A 19,021-nucleotide genomic window follows, 5' to 3' on the forward strand; every position below is an offset into this window, starting at 1 on the left:
GGCTGCCTTTTTGGCGGGATCGCAGGGGCGAATTACTTCGCTGCGGTCTTGCCGAAACGGTTGCGGAAGCGCTCCACGCGGCCACCCATGTTGTCCACCGACTTTTGCGTGCCGGTGTAGAAGGGATGCGACTCGGAAGAGGTATCCAGCTTGAACAGCGGGTATTCCTTGCCTTCGTGGGTTTCGGTTTCCTTGGTGTTCACGCACGAGCGGGTCACGAACTTGAAACCGTTGGACAGGTCCACGAACAGAACTTCGCGGTAGTTGGGGTGAATGCCTTCTTTCATGATCTTCCTTTGAGTCAACTGCGGGAGCCGCACCGGCCAGTCCGATGTACTTTCCGCAAGAAAAAGCCCTCTATTATTGCACAGGCTGAAAATTAGCCCCCGCGACGCATCATGTCGAAGAAGTCCACATTGGTCTTGGTGGCCTTCATGTTCTTGATCATGAGCTCCATGGACTCGATCTCGTCCATGTTGTACATGAACTGGCGAAGGATGCGGGTCTTTTGCAGGATCTCGGGGGCCAGCAGCAGTTCTTCGCGGCGTGTGCCGCTCTTGTTGAGCTCGATGGCAGGGAACACGCGCTTTTCGTAGAGGCGGCGGTTCAGGTGGATTTCGCAGTTGCCCGTGCCCTTGAATTCTTCAAAGATCACTTCATCCATGCGGCTGCCGGTATCGACCAGCGCCGTGGCGATGATGGTGAGCGAACCACCTTCCTCAACCTTGCGCGCAGCGCCAAAGAAGCGCTTGGGGCGCTGGAGTGCAGCGGCATCCACACCACCGGACAGCACCTTGCCGCTCGACGGCACGACGTTGTTGTAGGCGCGGGCCAGGCGGGTGATGGAGTCCAGCAGGATCACCACGTCCTTCTTGAGCTCGACCAGGCGCTTGGCGCGCTCGATCACCATTTCGGCCACGTGCACGTGGCGTGCGGCGGGCTCGTCGAAGGTGGAGGCGATGATTTCGCCTTTGACCGTGCGCTGCATTTCGGTCACTTCTTCAGGGCGCTCGTCCACCAGCAGCACCATCAGGTGCACGTCGGGGTTGTTGGCCGTGATGGCGTGGGCGATGTGCTGCATCATCACCGTCTTGCCGCTCTTGGGCGGCGCGACGATCAGCGCACGCTGGCCGCGGCCAATGGGCGCGATGATGTCGATGATGCGGCCGGTGATGTTCTCTTCGCTTTTGACGTCGCGCTCCAGTCGCATCTGCTCCTTGGGGAACAGGGGCGTCAGGTTCTCGAACATCACCTTGTGCTTGTTCTGCTCTGGTGGGCCGTCGTTGACCTTGTCGAGCTTGGTCAGTGCAAAGTAGCGCTCGCCGTCCTTGGGCGTGCGCACTTCGCCTTCGATCATGTCGCCGGTGTGCAGGTTGAAGCGACGCACCTGGCTGGGGCTGATGTAAATATCGTCCGTACTGGCGGTGAAGCTGGTGTCCGGGCTGCGCAGAAAGCCGAAGCCATCAGGCAGGATTTCCAGCACGCCGTCTGCAAACACCTGCTCACCCGCCTTGGCGCGCTTCTTGATGATGGCAAACATCAACTCCTGCTTGCGCATGCGGCCCGTGTTTTCGATTTCGAGTTCTTCGGCCTGCTTCAGGACTTCAGACACGTGCAGTGCCTTGAGTTCGTTTAAGTGCATGGATTGACTCCTTGGCGGAGCTGGTATGAATCTTGGGGGAGGTGGGCTGATGCCGAATGGGCTGCTGTTTGCAGGTCCGGCTCGCCAGGGATCTTGGTCCGGCTGCCAATGCGTGCAGCCCGGTGATCTGTGGGAATTATGACAGGAAAAAATGCGGGCGCCTCAGGGGCGCAAGGTGTGAGGTTGCGCAACTGCCAGCCTGTTGTTCCCCCGCAGGTCTATCGCTTAACAAAAAAGCCCCATCGGCAGTCGCACCGAGGGGGCTTGGGGCAGTGGATCAGGCCAGTTGTTGGTCGATGAAGGCGGTCAACTGGGCCTTGCTCATCGCGCCGACCTTGGTGGCTGCCAGCTGGCCATCCTTGAACAGCATCAGGGTGGGGATGCCGCGGATGCCGAACTTGGCGGGGATTTCGCGGTTCTCGTCCACGTTCATCTTGGCGATCTGCAGCTTGCCTTGGTAGGTGCCTGCGACTTCGTCCAGGATGGGAGCAATCATCTTGCAGGGACCGCACCACTCAGCCCAGTAGTCCACCAGCACGGCGGAGCCCGGTTGGAGCACGTCGGCTTCAAAGCTGGCGTCGGAGACATGTTTGATGAGTTCGCTGGCCATGGCGGAATTCCTTGATTTTGGGCGGGTTGCGACCGGTGTACGTTTAAAGTCTGGGCATTGTGACAGAAACCAATCCCACGTTCACCGGTGTGGCCGGGTCTTGCGACGCTATGACAGTCATAGCGAAAAGCGATCAAACCAGTGGATTTGCGGCCGCAAGCACCGCCCTCTGGCAACGCGCACTGGCCGGGGTGGCCGCGCATGCCCGAGCCTATGGTGCCCATTTGGCGCGCACGGTGGTGCTGGTGCCCTACGCCCAGCTCATGCCCTGGGCGCAGCGCCATTGGGTTCAGCAGTTCCCGCAGAGCTTTGCACCACGTTTTGAAACCACCCGCAACTGGGCCCGCCAGCTGCAAGCGTTTGAGCCCACGGGCGACGACCTGGCGGGCGACGTTGCGCGCGACACGCTCACGGCCCGCACTTTGCTTGACCGCGTGGGGCAGGGCGGGCAGCGCGAAGTGCTGGCCACGCCACTGCAGGAGGCTGCAGCCCAATTGGCCCCGGTGATTGCTGCCGTGCCCCCAGCCCTACGCGCTGCCTGGGGTGACGAGGCTCGGAAGCTGCTGGCCACGCCGGAAGAAGGTACCGCCCTGCATTACGAGGCCCTGGTGGCTCGCCTGGCGCTGGAATGGGCACTGGCATCGCGCTACGCGACCGATGTGCTGTTTGAGCCCGGCGTTCGCGAGGCGGTGGATACGCTGGTGGTGTTGGAGGGATTTCAGTCTGACACGCTGACCCGGGCCCTGCAGGCGCATTGGGGCGAGCAAGGTGTGTGCATTGCGCTCCCCGCGTTGGTCGGTGATGCGGGTTCACCACCGCAGTGGGCCCTGCACGCCGCAACGGACGCCGAAGACGAGGCGCACCGTGCTGCGGCCTGTGTGCTGCGTCATGTCGAGCAGGGGCGGGTGCCCGTGGCCCTCGCGGCCACTGACCGCGCACTGATCCGCCGTGTCCTGGCCCACCTGGACAGCAGTGGCGTGTTGGTGCGCGACGAAAGCGGCTGGATTCTGTCCACCACGCGCGCCGCTTCACGGGTCATGGCCATGCTGCAGGCCGCTGCGTGGAATGCCTCTTCCAACGAGGTGCTGGACTGGGTCAAACACACCTCAGCGCTGATGCCTGGCGAGGTCAATCGCCTGGAGCAATGGCTGCGCAAAGGTGTGGTGCAGCACTGGAGCGCCGCCGCCCAGTGGGGTTTGCAGGGCGACGTGGGTGCGCAGCCCCACCTGGCCCGCACCGTGGCCACCGTAGAAGCATGGCGCAACACCCTGCGCGCTGCACGGCCGCTGGCGCAGTGGCTACCCGCTTTGCGCACGGTGCTGGAGCAGGCCGGCCAATGGCAGGGTCTGCAGGCCGACCCTGCTGGCATGCGGGTGCTGGCCGCTCTGCGCCTGCAGGACGGTCAGCAGTCAGAGCTGGACGGCTGGGGCGACAGTGCGGGCCGTCGCATGACACTGGCCGAATTCACCCGTTGGGCCAAAGACGTGCTGGAGGCCGGGCGCTATGTGGCCGCGCAGGCGGCTGGTGCCCCCGTGGTGGTGGTGCCCATGCCGCAACTGCTGGGCCGCCCCTTCGCCGCCGCCGTGTTGCCGGGTTGCGACGAAAAGCGCCTGCAACCTGCTCCCGAACCCGCTGGCGACTGGACACAGGCCCAGCGCGAGGCCTGGGGCCTGCCTACGCGCCAGTCGCTGGAGGCTGCCCAGCGTGCCGCCTGGGCCCATGCCCTGCGCACGCCGGTGGTGGATGTGCTGTGGCGCACCGGTGACGAAGGCGGTGAGCCCCTGCTGGCCAGCGCGCTGGTGCTCGCCCTGCAGCTGGATGGTGCCGCCCTGCCGGGAGCCGATGAGCGCGGTGCGCGCGAGGTGGTCGCCACTCCCACGCTACGCCCCTTGCCCGTTGGCCAGGCGCTGCCGGTGACCCACCTGTCATCCACGGCGTATTCCGATTTGCGCCACTGTCCTTACCGCTTCTTTGCCCAGCGCCAACTGGGCCTGCGCGAGGCCGACGAGCTGGATGCCGAAGTGGACAAGCGGGACTTTGGCACCTGGCTGCACGCGGTACTGCAGCACTTTCACGAGGCCTTGCTGGCGGAGCCGACCGATGGTCTGGATGAGCGACGTGTGCGCATGGACGCCGCCGCCGAGGCCGTCACCCGCGAGCAGCGTTTGCAGGACGGCGACTTTCTGCCCTTTGCCGCAGGCTGGACGCAACTGCGCGACGGCTACCTGCAATGGCTGGCAGGGCATGAGCAACAGGGCGCCACCTTCCGCCAGGCCGAGGTCAAGGCCCGCCAGCCGCTGGGCGATCTGGAACTCATCGGCACCATCGACCGCATCGATGGGGTCTCGTCCACCGGCGAGCCTGCGGTACTGGTGATTGACTACAAGACCGAAAGCGACAGCGTGACCCGCCAGCGCGTCAAGTCCGGGGCGGAGGACACCCAACTTGCTTTTTACGCGGCCTTGTTGAGCCACGACACCCTGCGTGCGGCTTATGTCAACGTAGGCGAGCGCGGCGAGACACAGCTGCACGAACAAGACGAGGTGGTGCACCTGCGCGATGTGCTTATCGAAGGCATCCAGCACGACATGGCCCGCATCGCCGCCGGCGCGCCGCTGCCCGCGCTGGGCGAGGGATTGGTGTGCGAGTTCTGCGCCGTGCGCGGCCTGTGCCGCAAAGACTACTGGGCGGACGCTGAACAGGCGTTACCCGCGCAAGAGACGCCATGACCGAGAGCCTTTCCCCACCCGCCCAGGCCGCCTACGAACACAACGGCCGTCCGGTCTCGCGCGAGGCCTTCTACGCCATCGCCTGTGACCCCGCGCGCAGCGTGGCGGTGGAGGCCTGCGCCGGTGCGGGCAAGACCTGGATGCTGGTCTCGCGCATGCTGCGGGCGCTGCTCGACGGCTGCGCGCCGCACGAGATCCTGGCCATCACCTTCACCAAAAAGGCGGCGGGCGAAATGCGCCAGCGCCTGCAAGAATGGTTGGAGCAGTTCAGCCACAAGCCGTTGGAAGAACTGACGGCCGAGCTGATTGCACGCGGAATCAGTCCCCAGGGCGCTATGGACAAGCGCGAGGCGCTACAAAATCTATACCGCCAGCTGCTCACTGCAGGCCGCCCGGTGCAGATCCGCACCTTCCACAGCTGGTTTGCCGCGCTGCTGGGCACGGCGCCGCTGGCGCTGTTGCAGCAGCAGGGCCTGCCAGCGCACTTTGAGCTGCTCGAAGACGATGCCGAGGCGGTGCGCGAGGTGTGGCCCCCGTTCTTGCAGACTGTGGCCGACAGCGCCAGCCTGCGCGCCGACTACGAAGCCGTGGTGGCCCGCCACGGCCGCTCGCAAACGCACAAGGCCCTGGCAGCGGCGCTGGCCAAGCGGGTGGAGTTCGATCTGGCCGACGACGCGGGCGTGGTCGATGCCTCGGTGCCGCCGTTCCAGCAGGCCTACCCCGAACTGGCCGCGTTGGCAGAGCCCGCCGATGCTTTGCAGACCGACGCTGCTCTTCAGCGCTGGCGCAGCCGTGCCAGCGCGCTGGGCGCAGAGGCCAACAAGACCCCGCAAAAGGCTGCGGACGCCATCATCGACGCCCTGGCCTGCACCGACCTGAACCAGCGCCTGGACATGCTGCGCAAAGCGATGTTCGTCGCCAAGGAAGACCGCCTGTCGAAGAACCTGGAGAAGTTCCCCGCCGCGCAAGAGGCCGAGCCCGAACTGCAGCGCCTGCTCACCGCCCGCCGCCAGCACGAGGCCTGGCAGCACCAGCAGCGCATGGCCCGGCTGGCGCGTTGTCTCATCGCGCAGTTTGTGGCCGTCAAGCAGCAGCACGGCTGGGTGGACATGAACGATGTGGAGCGCACCGCCCTGGTCATGCTGGCGGACCCGGTGCTGTCGGGCTGGGTGCAGGAGCGGCTCGATGCCCGCATTCGCCATCTGCTGGTCGATGAGTTCCAGGACACCAACCCGCTGCAGTGGCAGGCGCTGCACGCCTGGCTGTCGGGCTATGCGGGCTCGGGCGGCGGGTCTACCGCGCCCAGCGTGTTCATCGTGGGTGACCCCAAGCAGAGCATCTACCGCTTTCGCCGCGCCGAGCCGCAGGTGTTCATCGCCGCGCAGGCCTTTGTGCGCGATGGGTTGGGCGGCGACCTGCTGAGCTGCGACCACACACGCCGCAATGCGCAGGGTGTGATCGGCGCCGTCAACGCCGTCATGGGCCAGGCCCAGGCGCAGCAAGAGACCAGCGGATTCCGCGACCACACCACTGAATCGAAACATACAGGCCAGCTGCTGCGCCTGCCCGCCATCACCGACGCGGACGACGATGGCCAGGGCGCAGCGCGCGACCCGCTGGCCTGGCGCGACAGCCTGACCGAACCGCGCCACGAGGCCGAAGAAACCCAGCGCATGCGCGAATGCACCCAGGCCGCCGCCTGGGTGGCCGCGCAGATTGCCAGCGGCACGCCGCCCAAAGAGGTTCTGGTGCTGGCCCGCAAGCGCGACCGCCTGGCCAGCATGCAAGATGCCCTGCGCGCCCTGCACCTGCCCTGTGTGCAGCCCGAAAAAGCCGACCTGTTTGACGCGCCCGAGGTGCAGGACATGGTGGCGCTGCTCGACGTACTGGTGTCGCCCACACACGACCTGTCTTTGGCCCGCGCGCTCAAGTCACCCCTGTTTGGCCTGGGCGACGACGCGCTGGTCGCGCTGGCATTGTTGCGCCGCCAGCCGGAACACGCGGGCTGTAGCTGGTTTGAGTTGCTATCGAAAAGTGAGCTGCTGGCGCATGAATATCAAGCGCTTGGAGCCGTTTTGGCCCAATATCAGACGTGGGTGGGTACTTTGCCGCCCCACGACGCGCTGCACACCATTTACGAACACGGTGACGTGCTGGCCCGCTTTGCTGCCGCAGCACCTGTCACCCAGCGCCAGTCCGTGCAGGCCAATCTGCGCGCACTGCTGGCGGCATCGCTGCAGCACGACGGGGGGCGTTACCTCACGCCCTACGCCTTTGTGCGGGCCATGAAAAAGGGCGGTGTGCGTGCCCCAGGCCGGGCGGATGCGCAGGCCATCCGCTTGCTGACGGTGCACGGTGCCAAGGGGCTGGAGGCCGATTGCGTGCTGCTGCTCGATACCGACACCCGTCCACAAAAGGCCGAGACCATGGGCGTGCTGGTGGACTGGCCTGGCGAGCAGGCCGTGCCGTCTGCCTTCGTCTTTTTGGCCAGCGAATCGAACCCGCCACCCAGCGCAGTGGATGCGCTCGCCGCCGAGCAGCAGGCCCGCAGCCGCGAGGAACTGAACATGCTCTACGTGGCCATGACGCGTGCCAAGCATTGCCTGGCCCTGTCGTCTGTGCAGCCCGGTAACTCGGCCCCCGGCAGTTGGTGGAATCGGCTCGCTCCCTTGGTCACTGAAGTGGACACGCAGGCGTTGGCCCCCGCAGAACAGGCCGTGGCGGCCGTAGCGCCCGCCCAGACCTTCACCATCCCCTGCCTGCCCGCGCTGCCCGAGGCGCTGCAAAGCGCGCGCGTGCAAACCGATGCGGGATTGCCGGGCGACAGCCCTGTGGCCATGCCGGGCGACGGAGAGTCCACCCCCTTGTCGCGCCAGGGCGATGCCATGCACCAGCTGCTGGAGCAAGCCGGCGTGGCTGGTGCCCCACTGGCCGACTTGCGCGCCCAGGGTTGGGCTGCCGCGCGCATTGCCCGCCTGGCTCTGGACCACGACATTGCCCCCGCTGCCGCCGAGTTGGCCGCCCGCATGGCGCAGGCCATTCTGGCGGGCGAGGGGGCCTGGGCGTGGGACGCTGCCCTGGTGCAGACCGCCATCAACGAAGCCCCGCTGCACTACCAGGGGCAGAGCCTGCGCATCGACCGCTTGGTGCAGCGCCGCGCGGCACACGCCGGCGATGCAGAGGCCGGCTGGTGGGTGCTGGATTACAAAAGCGCCACCCAACCCCAGCGCCAGCAGGCACTGGTGGCCCAGTTGCAGCGTTACCGCGAAGCCGTACAGGCCCTGATGCCGGGCGAGGTGGTGCGTGCCGCCTTTCTCACGGGCGATGGGCGGTTGGTAATGGTGGGCGATGCGCCGGGCTCAGCAGGGGCATCGGCGGCCCAGGCCCCCGCGGTGGGGCATACTCGCCCGCCCGTTGCCCCCATTGCGCCGGTTGCCCCAGCACAACCAGAGCGCGCGCCCACCGCGCCAGGCCCTGCGGATTCTCCGCAAGGCTCCCTGTTCTGACGTGCCGCCCCCGCAACGCGCTCCTTTATTCAGCAAGGCCCTTACGTGTCCCACCCCCTTCCTCCTTCCGATACATCCCCTGCACTTGCCCAGTCTGCGGAGGCTTTGCAGTGCGACGTGGCCGTCGTCGGCGGTGGCCCTGCGGGGCTCATGGCCGCAGAGGTGTTGGCCCAGGCGGGGGGGGCCGTGCACGTGTTTGACGCCATGCCTTCGGTGGGCCGCAAGTTTTTGCTCGCGGGCAAGGGCGGCCTCAACCTCACGCATTCCGAGCCCCACGCGCCTTTTGTGAGTCGCTATGCCGGGCGCGAACCACAGATTGAGCCCCTGATTCAGGCTTTTGGCGGCCCCGAGATGCGCGCTTGGGCGCATGGGCTGGGGGTGGAGACCTTTGTGGGCACTTCGGGCCGCGTGTTCCCCACCGACATGAAGGCCGCGCCGTTGCTGCGCGCTTGGCTGCAGCGCCTGCGCGGGCAAGGGGTTCTGTTCCACATGCGCCACCGCTGGCTGGGCTGGGCCGAGGAGGGGGTGCTGCGCTTTGCCGCACCGGCAGGCGAGGTGCGGGCGGCCGCCAAGGCGGTGGTGCTGGCGCTGGGCGGCGGCAGCTGGGCACGCCTGGGGTCTGATGGTGCCTGGGTGCCGCTGCTGGCGCAGCGCGGCGTGGTTGTGGCTCCGCTGCGCCCGTCCAACTGCGGCTTTGATGTGCTGCGTGCAGACGCACCTGCGGGCGAGACGCGCCGCGCCTTTCTGCAGGAGCTGCTGGGCCGCACGCCTGCGCCCACCGTGGGCTGGACGCCGCATTTTGCCGAGAAGTTTGTGGGCCAGCCCTTCAAGACCGTGGCGCTCAGCTTTACCGACAGCCGGGGCCACAGTTTCAGTCGTCGGGGCGAGTTTGTGGTCACGGCCACAGGGGTGGAGGGCAGCCTGGTCTATGCCGCCTCGCACCTGCTGCGCGACGAGGTGGAGGCCCATGGCCACGCCACGTTCCACCTCGACCTGCTGCCCGACCATGCGCCTGAGCGCGTGCTGGTGGAAGTGCGCCACCCGCGCGGTTCCCGGTCGCTCTCCAGCCACCTCAAGAGCCGCCTGGGCCTGGATGGCATCAAGGCGGGCGTCCTGTATGAACACCTGGGCAAGGACGGCATGAACGACCCCGTGGCCCTGGCCCACGCGATCAAGGCGCTGCCCATCACCGTGGTGGCTGCGCGCCCGCTGGACGAGGCCATCAGCACGGCGGGCGGTGTGGCTTTTGAAGCGATGGACGCACACCTCATGGCGACGGCGTTACCAGGTGTGTTCTGCGCGGGAGAAATGCTGGACTGGGAGGCGCCCACCGGGGGCTATCTGCTGACCGCCAGCATGGCCAGCGGCCGTGTAGCGGGCGAGGGGGCGCTGCGCTGGCTGGGGCAGTCCGCAGGGGCTTGAGCGGCCGCTGAAGCGCACGGCGCGCTGTGGAAATACTGGAGAGAGGGAAGTTTTTGCGCGACCGCGCAAAAAGAAAGAAGAAGTTGACGAGCCTTACCCCCGGCACTGACTCCACAGTTAGGGCTGCTTGGTTCCCCACCTGACCCGGTTGGCCGCTTCACCATGCGAGGAGGCCCGTCACCGCTGATTGTACGTCGGATGGAGGCCCTGATTTTTCAGTGGCTGTTTTGTTTGCCCTGGTGGCGCCAGGGGCGCATGGCCCAGCCCGTAGAATCGACCGCATGTCCTACCTCGTGCTCGCCCGCAAGTACCGTCCCCGCAATTTCACCGAGATGGTGGGGCAGGAACATGTGGTCCAGGCCTTGTCGAATGCGCTGACCCAGCAGCGCCTGCACCACGCCTACCTGTTTACCGGTACGCGCGGCGTGGGCAAGACCACGGTGTCGCGCATTCTGGCCAAGTCGCTCAACTGCCAGGGTGCGGACGGCACTGGCGGCATCACCGCTACGCCCTGCGGCGTGTGCCAGGCCTGCACCGACATCGACAGCGGCCGCTTTGTGGACTACACCGAGCTGGACGCGGCCTCCAACCGGGGCGTGGACGAAGTGCAAAGCCTGCTGGAGCAGGCGGTCTACAAGCCGGTGCAGGGGCGCTTCAAGGTCTTCATGATCGACGAAGTGCACATGCTGACCAACACGGCGTTCAACGCCATGCTCAAGACGCTGGAAGAGCCGCCTGAGTACCTCAAGTTTGTGCTGGCCACGACCGACCCGCAGAAGGTGCCTGTCACGGTGCTGAGCCGCTGCCTGCAGTTCAACCTGCGCCCCATGGCGCCTGAAACCGTCCTCTCGCACCTCACGCAGGTGCTGGCGACCGAGAACGTGCCTGCCGAGCCCCAGGCGCTCCGCTTGCTCTCACGCGCTGCGCGGGGCTCCATGCGCGATGCACTGTCGCTGACCGACCAGGCCATTGCCTTCGGTAGCGGTCAGCTGCAGGAAGCCGGTGTGCGCCAGATGCTGGGTGCGGTGGACCGCTCCTATGTGTTCCGGCTCATCGAAGCGCTCGCCCAGGGTGACGGGAAAACCGTGGTGGAGACCTCGGACACGCTGCGCATGAACGGGCTGTCTGCCGCCTCCACGCTCGAAGAGATGAGTGCCGTGCTGCAGCGCATGGCCGTGTTCCAGGCCGTGCCCCAGATGGCCGGTGCCGTGGACGCAGACGACCCCGAGGCTGCTGAAACAGCCCGCCTGTCTGCACTGATGCCCGCCGATGAAACGCAGTTGCTCTACAGCCTGTGCCTGCACGGGCGCGGCGAGTTGGGCCTGGCGCCCGACGAGTACGCGGCACTCACCATGGTGCTGCTGCGTCTGCTGGCCTTCAAGCCTGCCAGCGGCGTCGGCGAATCGGCTGAAAAAAAAACTCTGACGCGGGCTGAAACGCCCCCCTCAGGCGCTGTTGCATCAACTGCAGCAGCCCCTGCTGCAGTGGTGGCCACGCCGGAGCCTGTGGGAGGGGCAGCGGTGAAGCCCCCCCAGGCCCTGCCTGTACCGTCGGCGCCTGCAGCTCCGGTGCGTGCTGCCCAGCAAGTCCCGTCTGCGGCCCCCGCGCCTGCAGTCCCGGCCCCCGTTCCGGCAGTGGCTGCAGGCACCGCACCTTCTGGCGCCGGACACCATCCATCAGAGTCGTTCAGCGATTCTGAGCCACCCCCATGGCCAGGTTCTGACGAGCCAGGTACTGTGACCACTGCGGCTGCGCCCGCTGCCACGGCGTTGCCGGTACGCACCACCGAGAGGTTTGAGCAAAATCCCGGTGTAGCGCAATCATTCAAAGCACAGAATGCTCCTGAATATGTAGCAATCCCGGTGCGTGAGTCCCCCGAGCCCGGCGAGCGGTTGCAGCCGCTTCCACTGTCTGCACCGACCCCGGTATCTGCCCGCTACACCCCCACCGAAGAGGGGGACGTCTGGCATGCCACGGTGCAGCACCTGGTGGCGGCGGAGGCCATCGCGGCGCTGGTGCGCGAACTGGCCCTGCAGTCGCAGCTGGTGGCGCGCGACGGTGGTCACTGGCTGTTGCGTGTCGAGCGCGAATCGCTCAATCAGCCCACGGCGCGCGAGCGCCTGCGTGCTGCCCTTGAAGCTGCGGGCCATGCGACCCAGATCAGCGTGGAAGTGGGCGTGGTCATCGACAGCCCCGCCCGTCGCAACGCCGCCGCCGCTGCCGAGCGCCAACGCCGCGCGGAAGAAATCGTGCACAACGATCCCTTCGTGCAATCGCTGATGCGTGACTACGGCGCGAGAATCGTGCCGGGCAGTATCAAGCCCGCGTGAGATGAAACACCCCCTGAGTCGCCTTCGGCGCCTTCCCCCTCTCTCGCTTCGCGGGAGGGGAACGCTCCCAGCGCGGCGGGGCGGCCCTTGCGCGGGAGCACTGGTCTGGGCAGCGGCAGTTTCGATGGCCGCTAACGGTGCAAAGCACAATACCGTGAATTTCGGATACTGAATTTCAGTCCCCACGTGGGAATCGATCAACCAGAAAGAAAGCAAAGGAAACCACACCATGTTCAACAAAGGACAACTCGCCGGCCTCATGAAGCAAGCCCAGGCGATGCAGGACAACCTCAAGAAGGCCCAGGACGAACTGGCTTTTATCGAGGTGGAGGGTGAATCGGGCGCGGGTCTGGTGAAGGTGGTCATGACCTGCAAGCACGACGTCAAGCGCATCACCATTGACCCGAGCCTGCTGGCCGAGGACAAGGACATGCTGGAAGACCTGGTGGCGGCTGCGTTCAATGCGGCGGTGCGCAAGGCGGAGGAGACATCTTCGGAGAAGATGGGCAAGCTGACGCAAGGTATGCCTGGCCTTCCCGGCGGCATGAAATTCCCTTTCTGAGGGTTGGCTACCGAGCGGGCCATCTGCGTCGTTGGGCGGTGCTCGCCATCCTCACGTACTTCAAGTACGTTCCGGTGGCTGTGCTTCGTCCGCCTAGCAGCTGATCCCGCTCGCTACGCCCTTGAGGGTGGGTGTAAAGGCAGGGGTAAATTCCCGTTGTTTTCCCACATCCGTTTGGGCTTGGCCTGTTGAGCCTCGCTCCACTGCTTCGTACGACCTTACGCGCCTTATCTCCAGCCTTTCCATGTCCACCACCAACTCCCTCGACGTTCTGATCCAGGCGCTGCGCCGGTTGCCGGGAGTGGGGGTGAAGTCTGCGCAGCGCATGGCGTTCCATCTGCTGCAGCATGATCGCGAAGGGGCGCAGGCCCTGTCGCGGGCGCTCTCGGAAGCGGTGGGCACGGTGCACCACTGCGCGCGTTGTCATACGTTCACCGAGGCGGAGGTGTGCAGCACCTGTCTGGACCCTGACCGCGATGCCACGCGGCTGTGCGTGGTCGAAACGCCCGCTGACCAGTCTGCACTGGAGCGCACGGGGGCCTTCAAGGGGTTGTACTTCGTGTTGATGGGGCGGCTCAGCCCGCTCGATGGTGTCGGTCCCAAGGAGATCGGCCTGCACAAGCTCATGGAGCGCGCAACGGATGGCACCGTTCAGGAGGTGATCCTGGCCACCAACTTCAATGCCGAGGGGGAGGCGACTGCGCATGTGATCAGCGAGGCGCTGAAGAGCCGTGGGTTGCATGTCACGCGGCTCGCGCGCGGCGTGCCTGTCGGCAGTGAGCTGGAGTACGTTGACCTGGGAACGATCGCGCATGCGCTGGTGGATCGCCGGTGATGCCAAGGCGCCTGCCAGCCCGTCGTTCCGACAATGTCTGCGGCTAAAATACTCTCAATTTAATAGCTACCAGCGCTTGTATTTGCTGCGCTGTTGCCCTCAAAAGCCTCGAAAATGAATACCACCTTGCACGTCGCGCGGTTCACCGTGGCCTATTGGTGCGTGCTGTTCGCAGCACTGCTGCCCATCGCTTGTGCCTGGTTGGCCAAAAGTGGCAACTTTGGCAAGTCCCGCAAAGAAGGCGGTTTTGACAACCACGATCCGCGCGGCTGGCTCTCGCGGCAGACTGACTGGCGCGGACGTGCCAACGCAGCGCAGGCCAACAGCTTTGAAGCGTTGCCGTTTTTCATCGGCGCGGTCATTATTGCGCACCTGCTGGGGGCGGGGCAGACGTTGCTGGACCTGCTGGCGTTGTTGTATGTCTTCCTGCGCATCTTCTACGTGATGATGTACGTGGCCGACATGCCGATGGCCCGCAGCGCAGTCTGGGCCGGCGGTTTTCTGGTCAATATTGCCATCCTGTTCATCGGTTACCGTTGAGCGCCCCGGGTGCGCGCCACCCGTCTTGCGGTGTGCTGCGGTTGAAGGCTGTCTATCGCGGTACGTAGTAACCCGCAGGGATTCACCCTGATGCGGGTTCGCCTGTGCTGCGGCACGATTGTTGCAATGCAGCATTGTCTTTTTGCCTGATTCCATGTCTCTGCCTCCACTCACCCGCCGCGCCTTTGGCGCCGTATCTGCCTTGTCGGCGGCTGCGGTGTGGGCGCCTGCCATCCGGGTGCGTGCGCAGACCGATGGCGCTGCTCTCGGGCGGGTGACCGTGGCGGTGGGAGGGCAGGGCGTTCTGTACCACCTGCCGCTGGCGCTGGCCGATGCGCTGGGGTACTTCCGCCTCGAAGGCCTGGACGTGGTGGTGCGGGACTATTCGGCGGGGGCGCTTGCTTGGCAGGCGGTACAGGACGGTGCGGCAGATGTCTGTTCCGGTGCCTTCGAGCACGTGTTGCGTGCGCAGGCGCGAGGTCATGCGTACCGCGCGCTGGTGCTGCAGGGGCGGGCCCCGCAACTGGCGCTGGGTGTGTCACTGCGGTCGGTGCCTGCGTACAAGGACCTGGGCGACCTGGCGGGGCGCAAGGTGGGGGTGTCGTCGGTGGGCTCATCCACCCACCTGGCAGCCAGCCTGATGCTGATGCGTGCGGGCGTGCCGTTGCGCGATGTGGGTTTTGTGGGGGTGGGCTCGGGCACCAATGCCATGAACGCGCTGCGTTCCGGCCAGGTGCATGCACTGTGCCATGCCGATCCCATCATGACCTTGCTGGAGCAAAAGGCTGACACCCGCATCGTGGGCGATCTGCGCTCTCTCAAGGCAGGGCAGGACATGTTCGGTGGCACCATGCCCGCCAGCTGCCTGTATGCCCCGCAGGCCTTCATCCAGAAGCAGCCTGCCCAGGCCCAGGCATTGGTCAATGGCGTTGTGCATGCGCTCAAGTGGCTGCAGACGGCAGCACCGGCAGACCTGGTGAAGGCGGTGCCTCCCGCCTACCTGATGGGTGACCGGGGGCTCTATCTGGCGGCGTTCAGCCGGGTGCGCGAGACCTACTCCACCAACGGACTGATGCCGGACGAAGGTCCGGCTACCGCACTGCGGGTATTGTCGCGCGTGCTGCCCGAACTGGCCGAGGCCAAGGTCGAACTGGCGCGTACGTCCAGCAACGATCTGGTGCGCAAAGCCCGCCAAAAGTACAGCGTCTGACAAGCCGTTGCGGCGGGAGACCCCAAGGGCCTGCTTACCTCTCCTGCGAGACCGTCAACAGGCTCTGAGGGCCCTGGCATCGACTACAGTGTCAGCCGCCTGCCCACCTGCCGCTGCACCGCAATCACACCGTGCGATACGCATCGCGCAGGCTACGTACGCAGCAGTTGTGCTGCGCCATTCCCGTGCCATTTTTCAAGGACTATCCACCATGTCGCTGAGCCTCAGCATCGGCCCGCTCGTCTCCCTGATCGCAGGCATCCTCATTCTGGTCATGCCGCGTTTGCTCAGCACCATCGTGGCGCTTTATCTCATCATCATGGGAATCCTGGGGCTGCTGGGCATGCACACGCTCCGGTTCTGATGCATGGGCCCAGCGACCGGCCAAGCAATGCCGGGTTTCGACGGGCCCAGGTGGCTTTGCTGAGGCGCCTGCGTCTCAGCGGCGCTTGACCTTGGAGGGGGATCCGCCACGCCGCGCAGGCGCTGGAGCCTGGCGTTTGCCCGCGGTGGCGGCCGATGCGCGAGCGCTGCCGCCGCTGCTGCGCGCCTGACTCTGGCGCACCGGCAGGTACACCACAATCTGCTGGCCCACCTTGAATGCGGCATTCGCCCGCACATCGTTCCAGTCCGCCACGTTGGCGGCTGCCAACTTGTAGCGCCGCGCAATGCTGGCCACCGTGTCGCCCTTGCCGGCCCGCACCGTGGTGCGGCGGGTGACGATCTCGGGGGTAAGGCTGAGTTGGCCGTTGTCGGCCAAGTGGGACGACACGTCTTGCCGGGTGGTCGTGGAGCGGGGCACCATCAGCGCCGAGCCTGCTTTGATGAGCATGCGCGGCGGGATGTTGTTCATGCTGCGCAGATCCGCCTCGCTCATGCCGGCACGTTGTGCCGCCTCGGCCACCGTCATGGTGGTGGGTACAGACCACACGGTCCAGCTCGCGTACTGGCCTTCACGCTTGGCCTCCAGGTTGCGCTGGAAGACCTTGGCGTTGTCCCAGGGCAGCAGGATTTGCGGCGTCCCGGCGGCGAGGATCACGGGTCGCTTGTACGACGGGTTGAGGGCACGGAAGTCTTCCTCGCGAATACCCGCCAGTGTGGCCACCAGCGACACATCGATGTCGTGCGTGATGTCCACGGTCTGGAAGTAGGGGTGGTTCTCGATCAGGGGCAGCTCGGTGCGGAAGGCATCGGGGTTGGCCACGATATTCTTGACCGCCTGCAGCTTGGGCACATACATGCGGGTCTCCGCAGGCATGTTCAGGTCGGTGTAAGTGGTGCCCAGTCCCAGCTTCTGGTTGCGGGCAATGGCCCGGCTTACGCTGCCTTCACCCCAGTTATAGGCGGCCAGGGCAAGGTGCCAGTCGCCAAACATGCCGTAGAGTTTTTGCAGGTAGTCGAGTGCCGCCCGGGTGGATGCCAGCACGTCGCGACGGTCGTCGCGGAAGGCGTTCTGCTTGAGGTCGAAATAATTGCCCGTAGCGGGCATGAACTGCCACATGCCTGCGGCCTTGGCGCTCGATACCGCTTGGGGGTTGAACGCGCTTTCAATGTAGGGCAGCAGCGCCAGTTCGGTCGGCATCCCCCGGCGTTCCAGCTCTTCAACAATATGAAACAGGTACTTGCTGGAACGCTCCGTCATCCGCTGCATGTAGTCGGGGCGCGTGGCGTACCACTGCTCGCGGTCCTGTACCAGCTCATGCTGCAGGTCGGGCATGGCAAAGCCGCGCCGGATGCGGTCCCACAAGTCGGCGGGGGCCGAGAGCGATGCCACCTCGCCACTCGTGGCTTGCGCGGCAGTGATGGGTTTGAGCGGGCCGTTGGGGATGACAGGGGTGTGGGGCGACGCAGGGCCCTTGGTGCTGGTGGTGTTTCCGCTGGCGGACGCCTGGTCGGGCGTCGAGCCCGTAGTGGCGCAGCCTGTCAGCCACAAAAGGCCGGCCAGGCAGGCAATGTGCAAAATTTTCATCGGAACTCGTTTTTCCATTGACGCAGCGCGGCCAGCACCGCTACGGCGTCGTCAAGGGGCACCTGCGCGTCGTAGCCCTGGGCGGCTTGCGCCACCGGGCCCTGCCGCACGCGCAGAAAGGGGTTGATGTCTCGCTCCAGCGCCATGTGCGAAGGCAGTGTGGGCTGGTTCTGCGCCCGCAGGGCTTCGCATTGGCTGCTGTAGTGGAGCAGGGCGGCGTTGCCAGGTTCCACGGCCCGCGCAAACTTCAGGTTAGACAGTGTGTACTCGTGGGTGCAACACACCCGGGTGTTGCCAGGCAGTGCCGCCAACCGGTCCAGCGAGTCGAGCATTTGCGCAGGTGTGCCTTCAAACAGCCGGCCACAACCGCCTGAGAACAGCGTATCGCCACAAAAAAGCAGGGGCGCTCCGTCCATCTCGCGACAGTAGTAGGCAATGTGGCCCGCCGTGTGCCCTGGCACGTCGATGACCTGGAACTGCAGCCTCAGCGCGTTGACGGTATCGCCTTGAGCCAGCCGCTCCAGCGGCTCGGGCATGCGCTCCCGCGCTGGGCCATACACCCGTGCACCGGTGGCTTGGCGCAGGGCATCGACTCCGCCGACATGATCGGCATGGTGGTGCGTGACTAGAATGGCTTGCAATGACAGGCCCCAGCGGTGCAAGGCCTGCTCCACCGGCGCGGCTTCTCCCGGGTCCACCACGATGGCCTGGCGGCCGTCGTGCAGCATCCAGATGTAGTTGTCGGTAAAGGCGGGCAGCGGTAGCAAGTTCATGAGCGATCAAATTATAGGTTTGCACCACTGGTTCGACTCCCCCCCTGGCCGCTACCTGCTCGCATGGGAGCAGGCACGCTTTGACGAGGCGGTGGCCGATATTTTTGGATATCACAGTCTCCAGCTCGGCATGCCGCTGCTGGACGGCCTGCGCGCCAACCGCATGCCCCACCAGTGGCTGGCGATGGGGCAGGAGGCCGTGGAGGGCTCCATCGCCTTTGTGGAGACCGGTGATGACGATGGGCCGCTGCAGCGCCGCGCGGTGGACCTGCTCACCGAGCCTGTGGCCTTGCCCTTCCCCGCAGCGAGCCTGGACCTGCTGGTGTTGCCCCACACGCTGGAGTTGAGCATCGACCCCCATGCCGCGCTGCGCGAGGTGGAGCGGGTGCTGGTCCCTGAAGGGCGTGTGGTCATCAGCGGCCTGAACCCCACCAGCCTGTGGGGCCTGCGGCAGCGGCGCGCGCGGCTGTACCAGCGCCTGGGGCGGGGCACGCTGTATCTGCCCGACGTGGGCGAGTTCATCGGCTATCGCCGCCTGCGCGATTGGCTGCGGCTTTTGAACTTCGAGGTCGAATCTGCCCGATTTGGCTGTTATCGTCCAGCGGTGCGCAGCGCGCAGTGGCTGGAGCGTTTTGGCTGGATGGACCCTTTGGGTGAGAAATGGTGGCCCATTCTGGGTGCCGCGTATTTTCTCGTGGCTGTCAAACGGGTGCATGGCATGCGTTTGCTGGAGCCCGCCTGGCGCACCCACCGCCAGCGTGCTGCGGGCACCGTGCCCATCGCCAACCGGGTGTCTCAAAGCGGGGTGAATCCTTCGCGCACTGCGCCCACTGCAGCCCGGCACAAGCCTTGAGCACAGCCTTTCGCGGTTGCCTTGGGCTTCCATGCCCCGT

General features: G+C 65.7%; 15 protein-coding genes and 1 other RNA gene. 10 read left to right on the forward strand and 6 right to left on the reverse strand.

Translation table 11 applies throughout. The features are described 5' to 3' along the window. Nucleotides 1-32: 32 nt before the first annotated feature. The 3 genes from AC07X4_RS12430 to trxA form a co-directional block, all read right to left on the reverse strand. On the reverse strand, nucleotides 33-287 hold the full coding sequence (locus AC07X4_RS12430) for a type B 50S ribosomal protein L31 (RefSeq protein ID WP_015013594.1): 255 nt from the start codon (nucleotides 285-287) through the stop codon (nucleotides 33-35). A 92-nt stretch (nucleotides 288-379) separates the two neighbouring features. Further along, nucleotides 380-1,642 (reverse strand): transcription termination factor Rho, encoded by a 1,263-nt coding sequence (rho, locus tag AC07X4_RS12435; protein WP_056067265.1) that lies wholly within the window; start codon nucleotides 1,640-1,642, stop codon nucleotides 380-382. Between the two features lie 277 nt (nucleotides 1,643-1,919). Further along, entirely contained in the window at nucleotides 1,920-2,252 is a 333-nt protein-coding gene (trxA, locus tag AC07X4_RS12440) for a thioredoxin TrxA (protein ID WP_008906761.1), read from the reverse strand. A 110-nt stretch (nucleotides 2,253-2,362) separates the two neighbouring features. On the opposite strand from trxA, the gene AC07X4_RS12445 reads away from it, so the two are divergent. The 3 genes from AC07X4_RS12445 (at nucleotide 2,363) to AC07X4_RS12455 (ending at nucleotide 9,909) form a co-directional block, all read left to right on the forward strand. Further along, entirely contained in the window at nucleotides 2,363-4,981 is a 2,619-nt protein-coding gene (locus AC07X4_RS12445; RefSeq protein ID WP_494740222.1) for a PD-(D/E)XK nuclease family protein, read from the forward strand. Further along, nucleotides 4,978-8,487 carry a UvrD-helicase domain-containing protein gene (locus tag AC07X4_RS12450; RefSeq protein WP_494740223.1) on the forward strand — a complete coding sequence of 1,170 codons (3,510 nt, stop codon included), beginning with the start codon at nucleotides 4,978-4,980 and terminating at the stop codon, nucleotides 8,485-8,487. Before AC07X4_RS12445 ends, AC07X4_RS12450 begins: the two co-directional genes overlap by 4 nt. Nucleotides 8,488-8,592: 105 nt before the next feature. Then, a complete protein-coding gene (locus AC07X4_RS12455; protein WP_494740235.1) occupies nucleotides 8,593-9,909 on the forward strand; it encodes a TIGR03862 family flavoprotein in 1,317 nt (438 codons plus the stop codon). A gap of 82 nt (nucleotides 9,910-9,991) precedes the next feature. Here the strand turns inward: AC07X4_RS12455 and ffs are convergent. Continuing rightward, nucleotides 9,992-10,088, reverse strand: an RNA gene (gene ffs, locus AC07X4_RS12460) — signal recognition particle sRNA small type. Between the two features lie 102 nt (nucleotides 10,089-10,190). On the opposite strand from ffs, the gene dnaX reads away from it, so the two are divergent. From dnaX to AC07X4_RS12490, 6 genes are all read left to right on the forward strand, one after another. After that, on the forward strand, nucleotides 10,191-12,239 hold the full coding sequence (gene dnaX / locus AC07X4_RS12465) for a DNA polymerase III subunit gamma/tau (RefSeq protein ID WP_494740224.1): 2,049 nt from the start codon (nucleotides 10,191-10,193) through the stop codon (nucleotides 12,237-12,239). A gap of 229 nt (nucleotides 12,240-12,468) precedes the next feature. Then, nucleotides 12,469-12,801, forward strand: coding sequence for a YbaB/EbfC family nucleoid-associated protein (locus AC07X4_RS12470; protein WP_055398201.1), 333 nt, complete (start codon nucleotides 12,469-12,471; stop codon nucleotides 12,799-12,801). 244 nt (nucleotides 12,802-13,045) lie between these two features. Then, entirely contained in the window at nucleotides 13,046-13,636 is a 591-nt protein-coding gene (gene recR / locus AC07X4_RS12475) for a recombination mediator RecR (protein ID WP_121943243.1), read from the forward strand. A 114-nt stretch (nucleotides 13,637-13,750) separates the two neighbouring features. Continuing rightward, nucleotides 13,751-14,176, forward strand: a complete 426-nt coding sequence (locus tag AC07X4_RS12480; RefSeq protein WP_056743563.1) for an MAPEG family protein — start codon at nucleotides 13,751-13,753, stop codon at nucleotides 14,174-14,176. Nucleotides 14,177-14,330: 154 nt separating this feature from the next. Next, on the forward strand, nucleotides 14,331-15,386 hold the full coding sequence (locus tag AC07X4_RS12485; protein WP_494740225.1) for an ABC transporter substrate-binding protein: 1,056 nt from the start codon (nucleotides 14,331-14,333) through the stop codon (nucleotides 15,384-15,386). A 211-nt stretch (nucleotides 15,387-15,597) separates the two neighbouring features. Then, nucleotides 15,598-15,750 carry a DUF3096 domain-containing protein gene (locus AC07X4_RS12490; protein ID WP_015013605.1) on the forward strand — a complete coding sequence of 51 codons (153 nt, stop codon included), beginning with the start codon at nucleotides 15,598-15,600 and terminating at the stop codon, nucleotides 15,748-15,750. Between the two features lie 75 nt (nucleotides 15,751-15,825). Here AC07X4_RS12490 and AC07X4_RS12495 read toward each other — a convergent pair whose 3' ends face one another. Both AC07X4_RS12495 and gloB read right to left on the reverse strand, forming a co-directional pair. Then, the gene (locus AC07X4_RS12495) at nucleotides 15,826-17,355 is read right to left on the reverse strand and encodes a transglycosylase SLT domain-containing protein (protein ID WP_146872356.1); all 1,530 of its coding nucleotides are present in this window, start codon (nucleotides 17,353-17,355) and stop codon (nucleotides 15,826-15,828) included. Beyond that, nucleotides 17,352-18,128, reverse strand: a complete 777-nt coding sequence (gene gloB, locus AC07X4_RS12500; protein ID WP_494740226.1) for a hydroxyacylglutathione hydrolase — start codon at nucleotides 18,126-18,128, stop codon at nucleotides 17,352-17,354. Before gloB ends, AC07X4_RS12495 begins: the two co-directional genes overlap by 4 nt. On the opposite strand from gloB, the gene AC07X4_RS12505 reads away from it, so the two are divergent. After that, nucleotides 18,127-18,981, forward strand: coding sequence for a class I SAM-dependent methyltransferase (locus AC07X4_RS12505; RefSeq protein ID WP_233193722.1), 855 nt, complete (start codon nucleotides 18,127-18,129; stop codon nucleotides 18,979-18,981). The two genes, gloB and AC07X4_RS12505, sit on opposite strands and share 2 nt — an antisense overlap. Nucleotides 18,982-19,021 lie beyond the last annotated feature (40 nt).

This window comes from Acidovorax sp. GW460-11-11-14-LB4 (genome assembly GCF_059423685.1).

What these genes read in the sequence shown, in the direction of transcription:
- AC07X4_RS12490 (WP_015013605.1), top strand. Translation starts at nt 15,598, where the DNA reads ATGTCGCTGAGCCTCAGCATCGGCCCGCTCGTCTCCCTGATCGCAGGC.
- AC07X4_RS12495 (WP_146872356.1), bottom strand. Translation starts at nt 17,355, where the DNA reads ATGAAAATTTTGCACATTGCCTGCCTGGCCGGCCTTTTGTGGCTGACA.
- AC07X4_RS12445 (WP_494740222.1), top strand. Translation starts at nt 2,363, where the DNA reads ATGACAGTCATAGCGAAAAGCGATCAAACCAGTGGATTTGCGGCCGCA.
- AC07X4_RS12430 (WP_015013594.1), bottom strand. Translation starts at nt 287, where the DNA reads ATGAAAGAAGGCATTCACCCCAACTACCGCGAAGTTCTGTTCGTGGAC.
- AC07X4_RS12450 (WP_494740223.1), top strand. Translation starts at nt 4,978, where the DNA reads ATGACCGAGAGCCTTTCCCCACCCGCCCAGGCCGCCTACGAACACAAC.
- trxA (WP_008906761.1), bottom strand. Translation starts at nt 2,252, where the DNA reads ATGGCCAGCGAACTCATCAAACATGTCTCCGACGCCAGCTTTGAAGCC.
- rho (WP_056067265.1), bottom strand. Translation starts at nt 1,642, where the DNA reads ATGCACTTAAACGAACTCAAGGCACTGCACGTGTCTGAAGTCCTGAAG.
- AC07X4_RS12470 (WP_055398201.1), top strand. Translation starts at nt 12,469, where the DNA reads ATGTTCAACAAAGGACAACTCGCCGGCCTCATGAAGCAAGCCCAGGCG.
- gloB (WP_494740226.1), bottom strand. Translation starts at nt 18,128, where the DNA reads ATGAACTTGCTACCGCTGCCCGCCTTTACCGACAACTACATCTGGATG.
- AC07X4_RS12480 (WP_056743563.1), top strand. Translation starts at nt 13,751, where the DNA reads ATGAATACCACCTTGCACGTCGCGCGGTTCACCGTGGCCTATTGGTGC.
- dnaX (WP_494740224.1), top strand. Translation starts at nt 10,191, where the DNA reads ATGTCCTACCTCGTGCTCGCCCGCAAGTACCGTCCCCGCAATTTCACC.
- AC07X4_RS12485 (WP_494740225.1), top strand. Translation starts at nt 14,331, where the DNA reads ATGTCTCTGCCTCCACTCACCCGCCGCGCCTTTGGCGCCGTATCTGCC.
- recR (WP_121943243.1), top strand. Translation starts at nt 13,046, where the DNA reads ATGTCCACCACCAACTCCCTCGACGTTCTGATCCAGGCGCTGCGCCGG.
- AC07X4_RS12505 (WP_233193722.1), top strand. Translation starts at nt 18,127, where the DNA reads ATGAGCGATCAAATTATAGGTTTGCACCACTGGTTCGACTCCCCCCCT.